We start from the raw sequence: 16,714 nt of genomic DNA, 5'->3' as shown, positions 1-16,714 counted from the left end.
CCCCGGCACCTCAGCGTGCCGGGGCGGCCCGGGCCCGCCGACCGTGAAAGCCCCCGCTTGTCCCACCTCACGTCCACCGAGATAGCCGGACGGATCGAGGACTTGTACGGCGCGCCGCTCGCCGACCTCGAAGCCCACGCCCAGGGCCAGCCGCCCGGCATGCTCTCCGCCCTGCTCGGCATGCACGACGAACTCGCCGTCGCCGAGCGCAGCATCGACGTCCACCGCGACCGCCTCGCACGGCTCGTCCACCCCGAGCGGCAGATCGGCCGGCACGAGGTCTCCCATCTCCTCGACGGCTCCCGCCGGCTCGCTGAGGCGGTCGCAGTCCGCGACGTCCAGGCCAAGTCGGTCGCCGCCGTTCTGCAGAGCCTGGCCCGCGTCCCGGCCCCAGCGCCGTCCCCGCCGGCACCCTCGCCGCCCGTTCCGGCTCCGCCCCTTCCGGCCCAGAGCACGGCCCCCAGCCGCTGATCCGCAGGCGATTTCCCTTACTCACCCAGGAGTTTCTCCCTTGGCCATCACCGCTCTGCCTCCCGACACCGACGCCGACATCGCCCGGGTCAGCGAGGCCCTCGCCATGATCACCCCGCGCTGGAACGTCCGGATTCTGCTGGCACTCTCCGGCCCGCCGCTGCGTTACAGCGAGCTGGCGGCCAAGGTGTCCTGGCTGCAGAATGGCCAGCTCCACCCCAAGCTCAAGGCGCTGTGCGACGCGGGCCTTGTCGAGCGCACCGAACACACCGCACGCCATGTGACCTACGGGCACACCGAGCGTGGTGTCGCCCTGCTGCCGGTGCTGCCGATGATCGTCACCTGGGCCGAGGTGCATCTGGAGACCGCGGACCGACCGCTGCCCGCGATCGAGCAGATCGAGGACAGCCTCACCCTGCTCACCCGGCGGCACGCCGCCGCCATCCTGTGGGTGCTCAAGTCCCGTGGCGAGGTCAGCGGGCGGGCCCTGGCCCGGATCGTGATGCCCAGCAGCGACTGGACCAACGTGTACCCGCCGCTGCGGCAGCTCGTCGCCGACGGCCTGGTCGACACCGAGGGCATCGGCCGGCCCTACCGGCTGTCCGCGGCGGGCGACGGGCTGAGCCCCGTTCTCGGCGCTCTGTCCGCGTGGTCCGCCGGGCAGCCCCTCAACCAGGCGGGCCAACACCCGGTCTGGGGGCACCCGCAGGCGAAGCCCGCGCCGAGGCCGTGGGTCAGCAGCCAGTCCCGGCCGGCCCCCGCAGCCCTCCCGCAGGCCCGGACGGGGGAGTCCTCTCCGGCGTGGCACAACCGCGATCTCTTCTCGCACGCCACGACCGCCCGCCCGAAGGCGGTCATCCAGGCGGGAGGTCCGCGCCGATGACCACCCCCTTCACCACGGCCGAAGTACGCAACGCGGTCGAGCTGCTGGCGTCGCGCTCCTTGATCCGACTGGTCACCGAGATCGACGACAACGGAGCGATACCGCCACGCCGACTGGCCGCCACCCTCCCCGACCTCTCCTCGCATCACCTGCGCCGCGCTGCCGAAGCGGCCCGTGCCCACGGTCTCGTCCGGACCGCACCCGGCGCCGGCCTGGAACTCACCGCTTGTGGAGCGGAGTTGGCCGACCTGTACGACGCGGCTGCGCGCTGGGCCCGACGCCACGCCTACCCGGCACCGGTCTGCGAGTTCAGCAGTCGCATCCGCCACGTGTTCGACCTCCTGGCGCCCTCGCTCGCGGCCGAGCGCGCCAACGGCCTGTCGTGGCCGTCCGCCGCGCACCTGCCCAGCGCCGAGGCCGAGGCGGACCTTGCCCGTCCCCGCGCTCTCCTGATCCAGTGGCTGGCCGGCAACCCCCAGGTCACCCGGGTGCTCGAGCCCGAGCCGGTCGCGTGAGCGGAGCAGTTACACCCCGGCATGCACGCCACGCCGCCGGGCTGATGCGCAGCATCTACCTGCCGCGCACGGCGGACGCTCTCGCGTTCGCGATGTCCACCTACGGCATCCCGCTGCTGGTCCTGGCCACCACGCGCTCCGCCGCGCTGACGGGCGCCGCTTTCGCCCTGGAATGGATCCCGCGTCTGGCGGCGTTCGGGTGGGCTGGATCGATCGTCGACCGGCGCGGGGCGGCCGTCGTCTTCCACCTCGCCTCCCTGGGACGCGCGCTGGCCCTCGCCGCCGGCGCAGCCCTGCTCCACCTCCACCCGACCGGCACCGTCGCGACCGCGACCGTGATGGTCCTCGCGGCGACCACCGGCGTGCTCACCGAGTTCAGCTACATCGCGGTCGAGACCGCGGGTGCCGCCGCCGGCCGCCGAGCGGGGGCGCAGGCCCACCGCGTCCAGGCCGTCCTGCTCGGCATTGACCAGACCGCGACCCTGGCCGGCCCGGCGCTCGCCGGGGTACTCCTGCTCGCCGGGCCGACGTCGATGCTCGCGGTGATCACCGTGCTCTCGCTTCTCGCCGCGCTGCTCGCCCTGCGCACACCCCCCTCGCCCGTCGCCCCGGCCCGCGCGCCGAAGGGGAGGTCCAGCGCCGGACTCCTCACCGGGTGGCGCACCATCCGCTCTCTTCCCGCGCTCGGCTGGCTCGTGACCGGGCTGACCCTGTCCAACCTGGCCATCGGGCTGCTCCAAGCGGCCGGTCCCGTGATGGTCGTCCAGCACTTCGGGCAGTCCACCATTGCCGTCGGCCTGGTCTGGTCCGCAGCCGCCGGAGCGACGCTCCTCAGCGTCACGCTCTGCCGGTTCGCGCTCGACCGTCTGGGCCTTTGGCCGGTCGGCGCCGCCTGCGCGGCCCTCGCCTCGCTCGCCTGTCTCGCCGCAGCCCAGGCCCCCGACTACCTGTCCTACCTGGTCCTTGTCGCGGTCCTCATGGCGGCCGAGGGCGGCATGACGGTCGTGCTGCGCACCCTGCGCTCCCGCCTGATCCCCCCGGAGAAGTTCGGCAGCACCCTGTCGGCGACCATCCTCATCCTCCTGCTGCCCTTCCCCGTCGCCGGCGTGCTCACCGCGCTCACCCCGCCCGACGCGCTGGGACACGTCATCACCGCGTGCGCCGCCCTGCAGGCCCTCGGCCTGTTCTGCGCCTTCGCCCGCCTGCGCACCGATCCCGCCCTGCACACCTGACCCTGCTGCGCCCCCAGCCTGTGGAGAACCTCATGCCCACCGCCGTCCTCGGGACGAACCGCGCGAGCGGTCGCACCATCACTGAACAGTTCCATGCCTTCGACGCGCACAACCCGCACGTCTACCGCGCTCTGGAACGCATGGCCGCCCGCCGCCTGGCCGCCGGCGCCACACGGGTCAGCTTGAAGGACCTCTTCGAAGACCGGCGCCGCCAACTCCCGTACGGCGTCGCCGGGCTGAACAACAACTTCACCGCCCTCTACGCCCGTCGCCTGATCGACGACCACCCCCACTGGGCCAGCGTGTTCGAGCTGCGCCGCCGCCGCGCCGCCTGAGACACCCCTCTCTCTTCTCCCGTCCTGCCGTCCACCGATACGGAGAACCCCTTCTTGTCCGCACGTCCCCTCGTGCTCGTCGTTTCTCCCGGCGACGAGACCTATCGCGGCTACCTCCTTGAGCAGGTGGCCGCCGCGTACGACGTCGTCCTGCTCACCGGCGCCGAGCCGTCGTGGGAGAAGCCGTTCATCGTCGACCACGCCGTAGTCGACCTGACCGACCCCACCGCACTGCTCGCCGCCGGCCGGGCCCTGGCCGAGCGCCACGACCTCGCCGGCGTGGTCACCTGGGACGAGTGGCACCTCGTCCCCACAGCCCGCCTTGCTCGCGCGCTCGGTCTGTCCTCGACGTCCGTCGAGGTGATGCGGGCCTGCCGCAACAAGGCCACCGCCCGCACCCTCTTCGCCCGCCACGGAGTGCCGTCGGCCGCCTCGATGAAGGCGCGGACCCTGCTGGAGGCCGGACTGGCGACGATGACCTTGGGCTACCCCGCCGTCATCAAGCCCGCCGCGTCCGCCGGCAGCATCGGCGTGATCCGCGTCGACCAGCCCGAAGAACTGCCTGGGGCCTTCGCATTCGCCTCCTCAGGTGCGAGCCGCAGCCGCGAGGACACCGGCGTCCTGGTCGAGGAGTACCTCGACGGGCCGGAAGTCTCCGTCGAGTGCGTCACCCATCGCGGCGCGACCACAGCGGTCGCCGTGACCCGCAAGCACCTGGGCCCCGCACCGTACTTCGACGAGACCGGCCACACCGTCGATGCCACCGACTCGCTCCTGGCCCAGGTCGCCCCGGCAGCCGCTGCTGCGGTCAAGGCCCTGGGGATCACCGACGGCGTGCAGCACGTCGAGATGCGTCTCGTGGACGGCCGGCCCCGGCTGATCGAGGTCAACGCACGCATCGGCGGCGACATGATCGGCTACCTCGTCCGCCTCGCCACCGGCATCGACCTGCCGAAGGCCGCCGCCGACCTCGTCTGCGGCCGAGCGCCGGACCTCACCCCGACCCGCAGCGGGGCCGCGGGCATCCGCATGCTCTACCCGGCCGCCTCCGGCACCCTCACCGCACGGCACATCAACCAGCCGTTCGCCGCCCACACCCCCTGGCTGCGGCAGATCCAGTGGATCCGCGAGATCGGCGAGCAGCTTCTCCTGCCGCCCGACGGCGACCTGTTCACCGCCCGGGCCGGCTTCTACATCGTCACCGGCCGCACCACCGCCGAAGTCACCGAACGCCTCGACACCGCCGCCGAGGAGATCACCGTCGCCACGAGGGCGGACCGATGAGCCACCCGTCCGATCCGCTGCGCGACATCGACGGCGACGTCTACGTCTCACCGCGCCATCTCGCGTCCACCACCGGGACCGGTGACCCCGCTCTCGCCCCGCTGCTCGACCTCGGTTGGGACCTCCGGTACGACGAGGACTCCAACGTGTACCTGAGCGCTCCCGACCGGCGCGTGCGCCTGGGCTACCTGCCCGAGGGCGAGGACGACGGGCTGTGGCGCATCAACGCCTACAAGGACTCGTTCGGCCCGCCGACGTGGGGCGTCTGTTTCAACGACCGCGTCCCACCGAGTTCGTCCAGGCGTTCACCACCGTCCTCGCCACGGCGTACGAGCAGGGGCCGGACGCCTACCTCGCCCGGCCGGTCTCCGGGATCGACGAGCACGATCCCTTTCTCGCCGTCGTCCCGCTCCTGAAACAGGGCTGGGAGATCGACCGCCCGCGCTGGGGCGTCTTCGCGGTCCGGGCCCCGGACGGGCTCGCCGGCATGGAGTTCACCACCGGGGACCTCGATCCGGAAGCGGAACTGACGACTCGGGACGCCCGCTGGCAGCTGTGGGCGGGCAAGTCCATCGACCGGCCCGTCTGGTACGCCACGGCCAGTACCGACACCCCCGTCGCCCTGCTCAGCGCCGTCACCGAGTGCGTCGCAGACCCGGCTCCGCTGCCCCGGTGGCGCGAGGAGACCTTCAGCTACATCAAGGGCATGGCCCAGCTCACCCCGATCCTTCCGCCCGGACCGCCGGCCCCCACCCCGCTCGACGTGCAGCGGGCCGTCGCGTCCCGCCGCCCGGCCGCGCTCCCCGCGGCCAGCGTCCCGCGCTGGAGCACCACCAGCCGACCGGCCCTGCCCGGCCCACGCCGGTAGGACCAGCCCGACCCCGACCGGAGACCCCTCTTGTCCCTGCAGGCCCCCGAGTTCTTCGCCGAGCTGTGCCTCCCCTTCCACGACCACGCCGTCGTGGGCAACACCTACTTCGCCGTCCCCGTTCCCGGCGCACCGTTGCGGCTGCGGATCGATTTCGCCGGCACCATCCACGCGGACACCTACGGCGGGCTGCGTGTGGCGGTCGTCCACCCGGACCGCGGCGAGATTGACGCGGTGGCGCTCAGCTTCGTGGGCCACGGGACCTTCCACCGCCGCGACGAAGCGACCAACACTCGGCCGAACACCAAGCAGTACGGCACCTTCGACAAGTACCACCGCCCCGGCCGACCCCCGTGGGACGGGGCCGTCGCCACCGGGCTGCGCGACGCCATCGAGCAGTACACCGCCGTCTGGTTCCCCGGCGCCTGGGCCGCGTCCGCGCCCAGGCGTACGGCTGGCCGTACACCGCGCAGCACTCCCGTCCCGCCGGCCGCCCCCGCCGGGGCCCGCACCCGCTGAGCCCTCGTACCGATCCCGCGCACCGCAGTTCCGCGCAGCCTTCCCGGCAGGAGCCCCTCCTCGTGTTGCCCGACCCGCTCCCCGACCCCTTCAAGGACCTCGACCCTGCCCACGCCGTGAGGGTTCTCCCGCGTCACCTCGCCGGTCCCGGCCACATGGGACCTTCTGACGATCTGACCCTTCCCGTTCGACCAGGACTGGACGTTGCACCAGCCCGGCCAAGGAGCGGCCTACGCCACGAGCCCGTGCCTTCGGCTGTGGACCCGCTTCCTCCCCGAGCCCGACACACGGGGGAAGGGGGCGTGGACCATAGGTGCGAACCGCGCCCAGTTCGGCGAGACGGCTTGGCGCATCACCTTCGACGCCACCACTCCCGCTGAGCTCTTGCGCGACGTCCACGCCGAGTTGCTCGACCTCTACCTCGAAGACCGCTACAGCGACCAGGACCGCCTGTTCGAGGACGCGACGGTGCCGCACGAGGTGTACACGCCCCTCCTCGCCCGCGGCTGGAGCCACAGCATCAAAACGGACGGCACACAGACCTTCCTCGCACCAGAGGGCCTCGGCAGTCTGCGCCACCGGTACGCCACCACCCATTCCGACGGTCCGACCTGGCGGGCCTGGGCCGGATACCCGAGCGAGCCGCACTGGCAGGCACGCTTCTCCTCCGGCGCGCCCACCACACTCGCCGCGGCCTTCACCGCCTCGCTGATCTCCACCGAACCGCTGCACCGCGCCGTACAAGACGTTCCCTTCCACACCCGCCGTCACCTCTACGTCGCACCAGCTGCAGCCAAGCAGCCGCCCAGCTATCCGACGCCCGCTCTACCGCCCGCGACGCACGCCGTCGGCCGCACTCGCTGACCTTCCCCCTACTCATCAAGGAGTCCTCTACCTCGTGCATGCACGTCTCGTCCGATCCGCCGCTGTCGCCGTCGCGGCGGCCGGCACCCTCGCCTGGGCGCCGGCCGCGAGCGCCCAGCCCTCCGAACCGACCCCCTCAGCCCCTGCCACCCACGCCGAGACACCGGCCCCGGACGCGGGCAGCGTCGAGATCACCGCGAAGGACACGGCCGGGGATGTGCTCCCCGGCGCCGTGTTCCTGCTGCTCGACTCCGCCGGCCAGGAAGCCGGACGCGGGAAGACCGACGCACAGGGGAAGCTGACCTTCCCCGACCTTGAGCCGGGCGTCTACCGGCTCAAGGAGACGGCTTCAGGCAGCCCGCTCCACGAGGTCGTCGCCGACCAAGACGTCATCGTCACCCCGGGCACGAATACTCGGCTGACGATCGTCGACCCGTTCAAGGCCGCCAAGGTTCTCCTGAAGGCCAAGGACGACAAGACCGGCAAGCTGCTGGCCGGCTCCGCGGTCAACATCGGCAGCGGCGACAAGACCATCCTGACGTTGACCACCGGCTCCGACGGCACGGCCAGCGGCAAGCTACCCATCAACTCCCGCACGGGCAGCGACTTCTGGGTCAAGCAGGTGAAGGCACCCGCCGGCTACGACATCTACAAGCTCTCGAAGGAGTTCAAGGCCAAGCCGGGCGATCCCGTGACCGTGACCGTCACCAACGCCAAGACCGCCACCACCCCGCCGCCCACGGAGAAGCCGACCGGCAAGCCCACCGAGAGGCCGAGCGACAAGCCCTCCCCGGGCCAGCCCGGCGAGGACGAGGATGTCCCGGCTCCGTCCGCCTCGGGTACCCCGACCGCCGACGAGACCGCGTCGAGCACCGCGGCGCCTGCCCCCGCGGGCTCGCTCGCGCACACCGGTGCCGACGCCACCCCGTGGCTGATCGGCGGCGCCGGAGTCCTGATCGCCGCCGGCGGAGGCGCCCTCGTCATGACCCGCCGTCGGCGCACGGACAACTCCACCGACGATGGCTCCACCGAGAGCTGACCCAGCCGCCTTACGGCATGAAGCCCCCGGAATCATTCCTTCGATTCCGGGGGCTTCGTCGTGTGCGCGTGAACGGAGGCGCGGCTCCCTGGCAGCGCATGAAGTCCAGTGATGACACTTTGTATAGGCTGGTGATTGTGCGCTCTACCGTGCCCCGAAAATCATCCCCAGGATCCGCTCCGCCCGTGCCCTCACCTGCGGATCAGGGTGCGCCAGTGCTGCGGCGAACAGCACCGTCAGCAATGCGAGGACCGGGCTGGACATGGTCGTGAAATGCGTTTCGAGTCCCATGTGCAGAGACGGTATCGGATTTTTCTTTTCAGCTTGAATTCCCTCAAATGTACGTTCAAGAGGGGGGTGGGTTTTGGTAATAGGGTCATCCCTAAAAGGCTTACTGGCCACACGCATTAAGGGCGCCCGACTCCCTCGCTCATCTCCGGAGCGGGCGCAATTCGACTGTGATGGGCCTCACTTAGGGAACCGGGTAAATCCGCACAGATCCCATCCTCGTTCTCGGCGGATGTGGAGCTTGCTGCGCGGCAGGCGGACGATCGCACGGCTGCGGGCCGTGGTGGGTCCCGCCGCTCGACGGGCTCTCATCGGAGCAACCTCGATACCCGCCTTCGAAGGTGCCCTGACCACCCCGAAGGCCGCGGCCAAGTTCCTCGCGCGCGACGGCCTCGTACTCTTCGACAACCCGGACTCCTTCCTCATCGCGCCTTCAAGCGCGACACGGCCCTATGCGGTCCGGATCCCGGGGCGACGGCACCCAACCAGTTCGCCTGCCAGCTCGGCTGCGGCAACGCGGTCCGCACCGACAGCCACGCGCGGGCGGCCAGAGAGCACGCTGATCGGCTCGAGACGAAGGCAGCCCTTCTGCCTCAGCCTCTGGGTGATCGGCTCCGCCTGACGGCCGACCGCTTCCTAGGTCTCGCCGACGCCCACGACTCCGCCGCCCAGTTCGCCGAGGAGGCCATCGCATGACCCAGCAGCACATGGATGAACGCGCCCGTATCCGCGAGGCCATGGACCGGCTCCTGGCCGGCCAACCCACCTGCTCCAACGGCAGCCTCACGGCGGTCGCGCTCGCCGCGGAGGCCGGTGTTCACCGCATGGCCCTGCAGAAGCGCCACGCCGACCTCAAGGAGGAGTTCTACGCGCGAGTTCGCGCAGAAACGCACCAGACGCCGGAAGTCGAAGCCCGTCTTCGCAAAGAGGTAGTCCGCCTGAAGCAAGCGCTCAAGGACTCCCGGACGGCCGAGGCCAAGTCCCGGCATAGAGCCGAGCAGATGGCCCTCGCTGCTGCCGTCCTCATCCTCCGCAAGCCCGCCGGTGAGGATCAACCCGACCCTGGAAATGTCGTCCCGATCCGCCCACCCGCTGGCTGAAGGCCCAGGCCGTCACGCAGCGACGCCGAGCTCCGGCCGCCAACGGGCAAGCGGCTGAGCACTTTGGGGAGTACGCGATGGTGCACGACAAAGTCGTACGCGACTGGGGACGTTCGCTGGTACGTCCCCCTCCTCGATAGGGGCGGCCGCGGTCAGGCGGCGGACCGCAGGACTGTGTGGTCGCCGGCGAGGGCACGGAGGCGGTCGGCCACGGCGTCCGGGCCGAGGGTCGCGAGGGCCCACAGGGCACTGAGCCGGCGACCGGAGGACCAGATATTGATCATCGGCGGCCGGAACGGAGTCACGGCGATGTTCCGGGCGGCGAACAGGGCCTCATCGAGATAGGCCATGCCGCCGGTCCCGCACAGATACGCGTGGGCCCCGGTCACGGCGGCCAAGTCCGCGAGCCGCTGGGATCGGCCCGGCCGGGAAGGCAGTCGGCTGCTGGTGAGGATCTTGCCCTTCCAGCCGAGCAGGTCCAGCAGGACGCGAGTGGAAGTCTCGGCGACCGCCGCGGTCCGGCCGGTGGCGAAGGTGTCCAGCACCGGTCCCAGGGCCTGGACGAGGACAGGCCAGTGCGGGCTGGCGCCATAGCGCTGCTGCAGCATCCCCGCGGTCCGGCGGCGGGCCGTGTCCGGCTCGGCGATCACAGCGTCCCTGATGAGGGTCGGACGGCCCTGGGGCAGGTGGGTGGGGATGGTGAGCCACTGGTGGCGGTCCGGGTCGTTGAGGGGCGCGAGGCGGGCTCGGTGCTGGTAGTCGCGGCGGGTGAACTGCACGTCGTCCAGGACGATCCAGTAGTCCGCCGCGAACAGCTTGGCCAGCGTGGTCAGCCTCGGGAACAGGTTGGGCTGGTGGATCGCGCACAGCCCGCCCGGCTCGGGCAGGTCACGATGCGATGAGTCGGCTGGTGAAGCCGTCGCGGATGAGGGATTCGTACGCGGCATGCACGTCCTCCGGGACCTCCTGCTCGATGGCGAATCCGAGCTTCGGATACTCGATGACCCGCTGGAGGTCGCCGACGAGCATGTCCAGGACGAGCTTCTCGTCGCCGATGGACTTCAAGTAGTCGTCGAACTCCAGCGGCTCCGACGCGCAGAGGATCTCGACGTCGGGCCACAGCTTGCGGGCGGTCGCGAACGATCGCCTTTCCATATAGGGCTTGGATACCAGCAGTACCGTCCTGGGATGGATGCCGGCGGCGGCGAGGACCTCGCGGGCCAGGGTGATGTTCTGCCCGGTGTTGCTCGCGTTGGGCTCCAGCAGGATCGCCTCGGCGGGGACGCCGAGGTCGATGGCGTGCTCGCGGAAGTGGACGGCCTCACCGCGGGGGAAGACCTTGGCCGTGGTGGGGCTGTTGCCGCCGGTGAAGACCAGGGTCGGGAAGAGCCCGGAGCGATACAGGTCCGCGGAATGGGCGGCGACGCCGAGGTCGTGGCTGCCCAGGCCGATCGCGGCGTTGACGGGCCGTAGTTCGTGCTGCATCTGGTGGTAGTCCCAGATCAGCTTGGCCTGGCGCCACTGGTCTTCGGTGATGGCCTGCTGGTTGTCGCTCACGCGTGTTCTCCCTGGTCACCGTTGCCGGGGGCCGGTCGGCCCCTCGCTCATGGCCTTGATGCCCTCGATACTGCGCAGTTGGTGCACGAGTCCGTACTGCGCGGCGGTCCTGGCGGCCTGGTCGAGGACGAGGTATCCATCATCGCGGGTCGCTGCGTCGGAGAGCAGGATGTGGCCATGAGCGGTGTCCAGTCGCACGCGTTGCATCGGTGATTCGGTGGTCCCGCTGTTGCGGGCGATGTCGATGAAGTGCAGGGCCTGGGTGAGGTCGCCGGCGCCGCGGCGGGCGAGGGCGAGTTTCTGGTGGGCCACCGACCAGTCGTCGGGTTCGGTGAGGTCTTCGAAGTCGCGGGTCGCCGCGGTCATGACGCGGGTCGCATAGTCGTGGTTGCCGTCCTTGCTCAGGGCGGTTCCCACCCACAGTCGGGCCCTTGCGCGGTCGCGGCGGGAGAGCCGGTCGTCGACGGCGAGGGTCTCGTAGTGGTGGGCGGCGATCTCCAGCTTTCCGGACATCTCGGTGACGACCGCGAGCGACAGGTCGAGCTGGGCGACGCGTCGGGGGATGTCGAGCTGGGTGAAGACGGATCGGGCGCCGGCATAGGAGTGCTGGGCCGAGAGCGGGCCTAGGACAACGCCCTGGTCGCGCTTGAGGTCGCCGAGCAGGGAGGTGGAGCGGGCGAAGAGATACAGGCCCTTCTCGTCCAGCTCGGGGGCCTTGAACCGGCTCAGCCACCGCGTCAGGAGGCTGTCGGCGAAGGTGAAGTTCTGCCGAGACAGGGCGACGACGACGCGGTCCAGGTCGTCGGCCCAGGACTCGTATTCCCAGGCCCGGGGGCCGGAGGCGGTGACGCGGCGCCGGGCGGTGGTCGTGGCGCTGGTCATCTCGGACAGCAGCGTTTCGAACCGCAGGTGGACGGCGGCGTCCGCGCGGCCGAGCGCGGTGTCGAGGATGGCCTGGGTGTCGGGTCTGGGCTCGGTGGCGGCGAGCTTGGACTCCCACTTGGAGACGGTCGCGACGGCCAGGCCGAGTTGCTGGGCGAAGGCCCGCACGCTCAGTCGCAGGGCGAGCCGCAGGGCCTTGGCCTCCAGCCCGGTCCAGTGGTGCACGGTCGCCACGCGTCGCTCCCTTCCATCGGTCATCGAAGCACGGTCCGTGCAGTCGGCGGGACGGAAGTGGAACGGAAGTAGGACAGGCGGTGATTGGCCGGGACTGGGGCGGCGGCCACGCTCAAGGGGTCACCACTTGTCGAGCCTTTTGGACGGTCATCAGCATGGAACCCCTCACGGAGCACCGCCAGGTCAGCGGTCCGGTCGTTTACGGCTTCCTGCGGCTGGTGAAGGTGCCCGCGGCCCGGCAGGCGGCACTGGCGGCCTCGCTCGCCGAGTACTGCCGCGGCCACGAGCTGCAGCTGTCCGGTGTCTTCACCGACCGCGACGTGAGCTCCGGGCCCGACTCCGCGGCGTTCACCGGACTGCTGGACGTGCTGGCCCTGCCGGACGTCTATGGCGTGATCGCCCCGGCCATGTCGCACCTGGGGCCGAAGGCCATAGCCGCTGAACGCGGACGCCGGATCGAGACGGCGGGCTCCCGGCTGCTGCTGGTCCGCGGCCCCCGCCCGGCGCGTCCTGCGTTCTCCCGCAGCGGTCCCGTTCACCGGCGAATTCGGGGAACCACCCGCGTCCTGGACACCGAGTCATGAGGGCCACGATGACCGAGACGACACAGCGGTTTTTCGACGCGCGGCCCGAATCCATCGGCCAGGCACGGGAGTTCACTACGGATGCCCTGGCCGGCTGGGGCTTTCAGGACCGGTCCGAGGACATCCGGCTCTGCGTTTCCGAGCTCGCGACGAACGCGCTGGTCCACGGCACCGTCGCCGACCACGGCTTCCTGGTCAAGCTGGATGCAGATGAGGAAGTCGTACGCCTGGAAGTGCACGACAGTCGCCGCCAGCATCCCCAGGCCCGTCAGGCCGCCGACACGGACCTGTCCGGACGCGGCCTGACACTGGTGGGCATGCTCGCCGATGGCTGGGGGGTCCAGGACACGGACACTCCGTTCGGGAAGATCGTCTGGTCCTACTTCAAGGCCACGAGAGGGGCGGCGTCATGACCGTCATCCTCACTCCACCGAGCCCGGAGCTGCGGCTGCTGGTGTCGCTCGCGTCCTGGACCTGGCCGGGCACCGGCCCGGACGGCCGCGAGGTCGCGCACATCCTGATTACCCACACCCCGGCCCCGACCGGCCCCGACACCGTCGAGACCCGGCTGCGGAGGCTGTCGGACAGCCTCGGCTCCCTGGCCGGCCCCCGGGAGGTCGTCCCGGAGCTCGACCGGTGCCTGCAGATCGTCGGCGACCAGGTGCTGGTGCACTTCCCCGGCGCCTCCCGAAGGCTGCGGCTGCCCAGCCGCAGGTCCTGGACCGAGCTGGTCGCCCGCAACGGCGAGGCGATTCTCCTGCTTGGCCTCGACCCGCTCCCGCAGACCGCCGACGCCACCCGCCTCGACGGCTACCTGGATGCCGCGCTCGCCGCCGACCGGCTGCTGTTCGGACGCGCCCGCACTCGCTGACCTCCTGGAACTTCCCGCACGGCCCCGGACGGAATGGATGAGAGGGAACTGCCATGGAAACCTTCGAACGCGCCCGGCTGGACGCCTACTTCGCCCGGATCGCCGCCCAGTTCGCCCCGGATGAGCAGGCCGCGTCGTTCCTGATTACGCACCTGCTGCCGGAGCGGCCTGCGTTCGTCCAGGCCGTCGCCGCGATGACCCGCCTCACCGCGGTGCTGCCCAAGCCGAAGTCCATTCACCCGGCCGCGAAGCGCGAGGTCGAGCAGACCGTTCCCGTCGACACCCTCACCCGCGATCTGTTCACCGAGGCCGATGACGCCTTGGACTACCTCGAGTCCAGGGCCGCGGGCGAGACGATCTGCCTGCTGGACGTCGGCGGCTACTTCGCCCCCACCCTCGCCGAGGTCTACAGCCGGTTCACCGGACGGATCGCCGGGGTGATCGAGGACACCGAGAACGGGCACCGCCGCTACGCGGACCTCGACAAGCTGCCCTGTCCCGTCGTCTCCGTCGCCCGGTCCCTGTTGAAGGACCCCGAGGACTTCCTCGTCGGCCAGTCCGTGGTCTTCTCCACCGAGGCCGTCATGCGCGGACGCGGCGACATCCTCCACGGCCGCCCAGCCCTGGTGATCGGCTTCGGCAAGCTCGGCTCCTCCATCGCCCGACTCCTGCAGGCCAAGGGAGTGCAGGTCACCGTCTTCGACATCGACCCCGTCCGCCGCACCCAGGCCCTGTCCCAGGGCTTCACCGTCGCCCGCGACCGCGAGACCGCCCTGACCGGCGCCGGTCTCGTGCTCTGCGCGACCGGCGCGATATCGCTGCGCGGCGAGGACTTCTCCCACCTGCGCAACGGTGCCTACGTCGCCACTGTCACCTCCAGCGAGGACGAACTCGACCTCGCCGGACTCCCGGACGTCTACACCCGCACGATCGTCGGCGACCACGTCACCCGCTACCGGACCACCGGCCACTACTTCTATCTGGCGAATGACGGCAACGCCGTCAACTTCATCCACGGCGCCAGCGTTGGGCCGTTCATCTTCCTGGTCCAGGCCGAGATCCTCGCCGCGATCAGGATGCTCACCCGCGAAGACCTCGCCCCAGGCATCCATGAGGTCCCCGCACCCGACCGCGAAGCCATCGCGGCAACCTGGCTCTCCTACTTCAACAGGTGATCAACATGCCCATCACAGCCGACCACATCCGCACCACCATCGCCGCCTACCTCGATCAGCACCCCGAGGACAAGCGCGAGCTCGGCGTCGTCCTCGGCCTGCTCGCCGACGGCGACGACCTCACCAGCCGCACGACCCTGCCCGGCCACGTCACCGCCGGCGCGATCCTCGTCGGCCCCGAGGGCCGAGTCCTGCACATTCTTCACAACGCGACTCAGAAGTGGCTCTTGCCCGGTGGCCATCTGGAGCCCTCGGACAACACGCTCCTGCAGGCTGCTGGCCGTGAACTCGCCGAGGAGACCGGCATCCCGCCGAACGTGGTCACCCCGCACGGCGAGACCCCACTCCACATCGACATCCACCCCATCGACGCCAACCCCGCCAAGAACGAGCCCGCCCACCAGCACTTCGACTTCCGGTTCCTCTTCCGCACCACCGCCGACATCGGCGAACTGCAGACCGAGGAGGTCTCCGGCGCGGCCTGGCGTAACGTCGACGAGATCACCGACCCGAAGCTCCGGGACCGCATCTCAGCCGTGGACTCTTCGACGCCATGATGAGCGGCGGCCAGTTGAGCCTCGCCGCCCGAACCGCCACCCCACGCGTCATCGACGGCCGCGGCACCCTCAATGTCGACACCTGGCGCGAGGCTGGGTGGGCCTTCCGCGCCCTCGGATGCCCCTGAGCCGGACGGACCCTTGTCGCCCGGCCCGTGCTCCTCCGCAATCGGCGCACGCGGCCGGGGACACGCCAGAGCAGCCGACAGCTTCCTGGCGATCATGGACGGGATGGCACACTAATGGGCCCAACTTGCCCATAGAGCCCGGGAGATCACCTGATGAACGCTACCCTCGCCGACGCCCAGGGAGCCGAAACAGCCGGAGAACGTACCGGCGGCTGCCTGTGCGGCCGCATCCGCTTCACCACCCGAGGGCCGGCCGTCTTCCCCCACTTGTGCTTCCCTGATGATTGAGCGAGTTCAAGGGACTCACAGGGGTGGAAGTTGGACGAGTGGTTGGTTGGTGTTCGTACCGGATCCGGAGCGATGGTGGCCGCTGCCGGCGGAGGGGGTGCTGGGGGTCCGCGACCTGCCAGCTGCCCTTGAGGATGTTGACCCTCGGCCGGGTGATCCGGTCTTCGTGCAACCAAATTTCGTTGTTGACGCGGAATTGCTGCAGTTCGTTCTCTCACCCGAATTCCGGGGACCTTTTCCCCCGGACGGCGCCTGACCAACCCGCCCTCGCCCGCGAAGGCCGACAGGGCGAAGAAGGCGGGGGGAGCCAATCGGACAACCAGAGGACCCTATCAGCCGGGTGTTTCCCTGAGCAGTTCGAATAGATAGACGCCCCGGCCGCCCACCACCCCGAGGCTGCGGCTGTCCGGCGTCCAAGCGCACCCGCTCAGGCCCCCTTCGGTACGCATGAGAGTCTCTGTGGTCCCGCGAACGGCATCCCAGATCCGCACCGTCTTGTCGCCGCTGATGGTGGCGAGCCAGGTGCCGTCGGGGGAGATCGCCACCGAGCTGACCGAGTGGCCGGTGAGGATGGCGGTGCATGTCCTGGTGCCCACGTCCCAGATCCGCACGGTCCCGTTGTCCCTGCTAGCGAGCCACGTGCCGTCGGGGGAGATCATCACCCTCACCGAGCCGGCAAGGCCGCCGATGTGGCCGGTGAGGATGGCGGTGCATGTCCTGGTGCCCACGTCCCAGATCCGCACGGTCCTGTCGTCGCCGCTAGCGAGCCAGGTGCCGTCGGGGGAGATCACCACCGAATTCACCCAGCCTCTGTGGCCGGTGAGGGTGGCGGTGCACCTTCCCGTGACCCGGTCCCAGATCCGCACCTTCTTGTCGTTGCCGCCGGTGGCGAGCCAGGTGCCGTCGGGGGAGATCACCGAGCTGACCCGGCCTCTGTGGCCGGTGAGGGTGGCGGTGCACCTTCCCGTGACCCGGTCCCAGATCCGCACCTCCTCCCAGCTGCTGGTGGCGAGCCAGGTGCCGTCGGGGGAGATCACCAC

At 70.4% G+C, this 16,714-nt stretch carries 20 protein-coding genes and 1 pseudogene; 16 read left to right on the top strand and 5 right to left on the bottom strand.

What is annotated here, in order from left to right:
• The first annotated feature begins 57 nt into the window (after positions 1-57).
• The 10 genes and pseudogenes from ACWGI8_RS21940 to ACWGI8_RS21895 all read left to right on the top strand — a co-directional run bounded on the left by ACWGI8_RS21940 (position 58) and on the right by ACWGI8_RS21895 (position 8,010).
• Positions 58-471, top strand: a complete 414-nt coding sequence (locus ACWGI8_RS21940) for a hypothetical protein (protein ID WP_453663192.1) — start codon at positions 58-60, stop codon at positions 469-471.
• Positions 472-511: 40 nt separating this feature from the next.
• Positions 512-1,354, top strand: a complete 843-nt coding sequence (locus tag ACWGI8_RS21935; protein ID WP_453663188.1) for a winged helix-turn-helix transcriptional regulator — start codon at positions 512-514, stop codon at positions 1,352-1,354.
• Positions 1,351-1,869, top strand: a complete 519-nt coding sequence (locus ACWGI8_RS21930; RefSeq protein WP_453663186.1) for a regulator — start codon at positions 1,351-1,353, stop codon at positions 1,867-1,869. Before ACWGI8_RS21935 ends, ACWGI8_RS21930 begins: the two co-directional genes overlap by 4 nt.
• Positions 1,866-3,101, top strand: a complete 1,236-nt coding sequence (locus ACWGI8_RS21925) for an MFS transporter (RefSeq protein ID WP_453663185.1) — start codon at positions 1,866-1,868, stop codon at positions 3,099-3,101. Before ACWGI8_RS21930 ends, ACWGI8_RS21925 begins: the two co-directional genes overlap by 4 nt.
• A 32-nt stretch (positions 3,102-3,133) precedes the next feature.
• Positions 3,134-3,436, top strand: coding sequence for a hypothetical protein (locus ACWGI8_RS21920; RefSeq protein ID WP_453663183.1), 303 nt, complete (start codon positions 3,134-3,136; stop codon positions 3,434-3,436).
• A 54-nt stretch (positions 3,437-3,490) separates the two neighbouring features.
• A complete protein-coding gene (locus ACWGI8_RS21915; protein WP_453663182.1) occupies positions 3,491-4,720 on the top strand; it encodes an ATP-grasp domain-containing protein in 1,230 nt (409 codons plus the stop codon).
• A pseudogene (locus tag ACWGI8_RS21910) lies at positions 4,717-5,588 on the top strand (DUF317 domain-containing protein). The gene ACWGI8_RS21915 and the pseudogene ACWGI8_RS21910 overlap by 4 nt, the downstream one beginning before the upstream one ends.
• Before the next feature lie 30 nt (positions 5,589-5,618).
• Complete coding sequence (locus tag ACWGI8_RS21905; protein WP_453663180.1) at positions 5,619-6,107, top strand: hypothetical protein; 489 nt, start codon at positions 5,619-5,621, stop codon at positions 6,105-6,107.
• Positions 6,108-6,311: 204 nt separating this feature from the next.
• Positions 6,312-6,971: a DUF317 domain-containing protein gene (locus ACWGI8_RS21900; protein ID WP_453663179.1), complete on the top strand. Its 660-nt coding sequence runs from the start codon at positions 6,312-6,314 to the stop codon at positions 6,969-6,971.
• A 34-nt stretch (positions 6,972-7,005) separates the two neighbouring features.
• Entirely contained in the window at positions 7,006-8,010 is a 1,005-nt protein-coding gene (locus ACWGI8_RS21895; protein ID WP_453663177.1) for a SpaA isopeptide-forming pilin-related protein, read from the top strand.
• 144 nt (positions 8,011-8,154) lie between these two features.
• Here the strand turns inward: ACWGI8_RS21895 and ACWGI8_RS21890 are convergent, their stop codons facing one another.
• Positions 8,155-8,301, bottom strand: coding sequence for a hypothetical protein (locus ACWGI8_RS21890; protein ID WP_453663175.1), 147 nt, complete (start codon positions 8,299-8,301; stop codon positions 8,155-8,157).
• A gap of 689 nt (positions 8,302-8,990) precedes the next feature.
• Between ACWGI8_RS21890 and ACWGI8_RS21885 the strand changes: the two genes are divergently transcribed.
• Positions 8,991-9,398 (top strand): hypothetical protein, encoded by a 408-nt coding sequence (locus ACWGI8_RS21885; protein WP_453663174.1) that lies wholly within the window; start codon positions 8,991-8,993, stop codon positions 9,396-9,398.
• Positions 9,399-9,550: 152 nt separating this feature from the next.
• Here the strand turns inward: ACWGI8_RS21885 and ACWGI8_RS21880 are convergent, their stop codons facing one another.
• Genes ACWGI8_RS21880 through ACWGI8_RS21870 form a run of 3 tightly spaced genes read right to left on the bottom strand, consistent with a single transcriptional unit; the run spans position 9,551 to position 12,071 of the window.
• A complete protein-coding gene (locus tag ACWGI8_RS21880; protein WP_453663172.1) occupies positions 9,551-10,345 on the bottom strand; it encodes a WbqC family protein in 795 nt (264 codons plus the stop codon).
• Positions 10,287-10,955 (bottom strand): YdcF family protein, encoded by a 669-nt coding sequence (locus ACWGI8_RS21875; RefSeq protein WP_453663170.1) that lies wholly within the window; start codon positions 10,953-10,955, stop codon positions 10,287-10,289. The genes ACWGI8_RS21880 and ACWGI8_RS21875 overlap by 59 nt, the downstream gene beginning before the upstream one ends.
• 15 nt (positions 10,956-10,970) lie before the next feature.
• Complete coding sequence (locus ACWGI8_RS21870; protein WP_453663190.1) at positions 10,971-12,071, bottom strand: helix-turn-helix domain-containing protein; 1,101 nt, start codon at positions 12,069-12,071, stop codon at positions 10,971-10,973.
• Between the two features lie 155 nt (positions 12,072-12,226).
• Here ACWGI8_RS21870 and ACWGI8_RS21865 point away from each other — a divergent pair, with 155 nt between their 5' ends.
• Genes ACWGI8_RS21865 through ACWGI8_RS21845 form a run of 5 tightly spaced genes read left to right on the top strand, consistent with a single transcriptional unit; the run spans position 12,227 to position 15,258 of the window.
• Positions 12,227-12,655 carry a hypothetical protein gene (locus ACWGI8_RS21865; protein WP_453663168.1) on the top strand — a complete coding sequence of 143 codons (429 nt, stop codon included), beginning with the start codon at positions 12,227-12,229 and terminating at the stop codon, positions 12,653-12,655.
• An 8-nt stretch (positions 12,656-12,663) separates the two neighbouring features.
• Positions 12,664-13,068 carry an ATP-binding protein gene (locus ACWGI8_RS21860; RefSeq protein ID WP_453663166.1) on the top strand — a complete coding sequence of 135 codons (405 nt, stop codon included), beginning with the start codon at positions 12,664-12,666 and terminating at the stop codon, positions 13,066-13,068.
• The gene (locus ACWGI8_RS21855) at positions 13,065-13,526 is read left to right on the top strand and encodes a hypothetical protein (RefSeq protein ID WP_453663164.1); all 462 of its coding nucleotides are present in this window, start codon (positions 13,065-13,067) and stop codon (positions 13,524-13,526) included. The genes ACWGI8_RS21860 and ACWGI8_RS21855 overlap by 4 nt, the downstream gene beginning before the upstream one ends.
• A gap of 53 nt (positions 13,527-13,579) precedes the next feature.
• A complete protein-coding gene (locus tag ACWGI8_RS21850; RefSeq protein WP_453663162.1) occupies positions 13,580-14,701 on the top strand; it encodes an adenosylhomocysteinase in 1,122 nt (373 codons plus the stop codon).
• Positions 14,702-14,706: 5 nt separating this feature from the next.
• Positions 14,707-15,258 carry an NUDIX hydrolase gene (locus ACWGI8_RS21845; RefSeq protein ID WP_453663160.1) on the top strand — a complete coding sequence of 184 codons (552 nt, stop codon included), beginning with the start codon at positions 14,707-14,709 and terminating at the stop codon, positions 15,256-15,258.
• A gap of 748 nt (positions 15,259-16,006) precedes the next feature.
• On the opposite strand, the gene ACWGI8_RS21840 is transcribed toward ACWGI8_RS21845, so the two are convergent.
• Positions 16,007-16,714, bottom strand: a 708-nt coding sequence (locus ACWGI8_RS21840) for a WD40 repeat domain-containing protein (protein WP_453663159.1), incomplete at its 5' end; no start/stop codon positions are given.

Source organism: Streptomyces sp. NPDC054841, from assembly GCF_053611045.1.
The sequence above is the reverse complement of the archived record's forward strand: the minus strand, read 5'-3'. Positions and strand labels throughout refer to the sequence as shown.

What these genes read in the sequence shown, in the direction of transcription:
- ACWGI8_RS21930 (WP_453663186.1), top strand. Translation starts at nt 1,351, where the DNA reads ATGACCACCCCCTTCACCACGGCCGAAGTACGCAACGCGGTCGAGCTG.
- ACWGI8_RS21920 (WP_453663183.1), top strand. Translation starts at nt 3,134, where the DNA reads ATGCCCACCGCCGTCCTCGGGACGAACCGCGCGAGCGGTCGCACCATC.
- ACWGI8_RS21890 (WP_453663175.1), bottom strand. Translation starts at nt 8,301, where the DNA reads ATGGGACTCGAAACGCATTTCACGACCATGTCCAGCCCGGTCCTCGCA.
- ACWGI8_RS21885 (WP_453663174.1), top strand. Translation starts at nt 8,991, where the DNA reads ATGACCCAGCAGCACATGGATGAACGCGCCCGTATCCGCGAGGCCATG.
- ACWGI8_RS21880 (WP_453663172.1), bottom strand. Translation starts at nt 10,345, where the DNA reads ATGCCGCGTACGAATCCCTCATCCGCGACGGCTTCACCAGCCGACTCA.
- ACWGI8_RS21865 (WP_453663168.1), top strand. Translation starts at nt 12,227, where the DNA reads ATGGAACCCCTCACGGAGCACCGCCAGGTCAGCGGTCCGGTCGTTTAC.
- ACWGI8_RS21860 (WP_453663166.1), top strand. Translation starts at nt 12,664, where the DNA reads ATGACCGAGACGACACAGCGGTTTTTCGACGCGCGGCCCGAATCCATC.
- ACWGI8_RS21855 (WP_453663164.1), top strand. Translation starts at nt 13,065, where the DNA reads ATGACCGTCATCCTCACTCCACCGAGCCCGGAGCTGCGGCTGCTGGTG.
- ACWGI8_RS21850 (WP_453663162.1), top strand. Translation starts at nt 13,580, where the DNA reads ATGGAAACCTTCGAACGCGCCCGGCTGGACGCCTACTTCGCCCGGATC.
- ACWGI8_RS21845 (WP_453663160.1), top strand. Translation starts at nt 14,707, where the DNA reads ATGCCCATCACAGCCGACCACATCCGCACCACCATCGCCGCCTACCTC.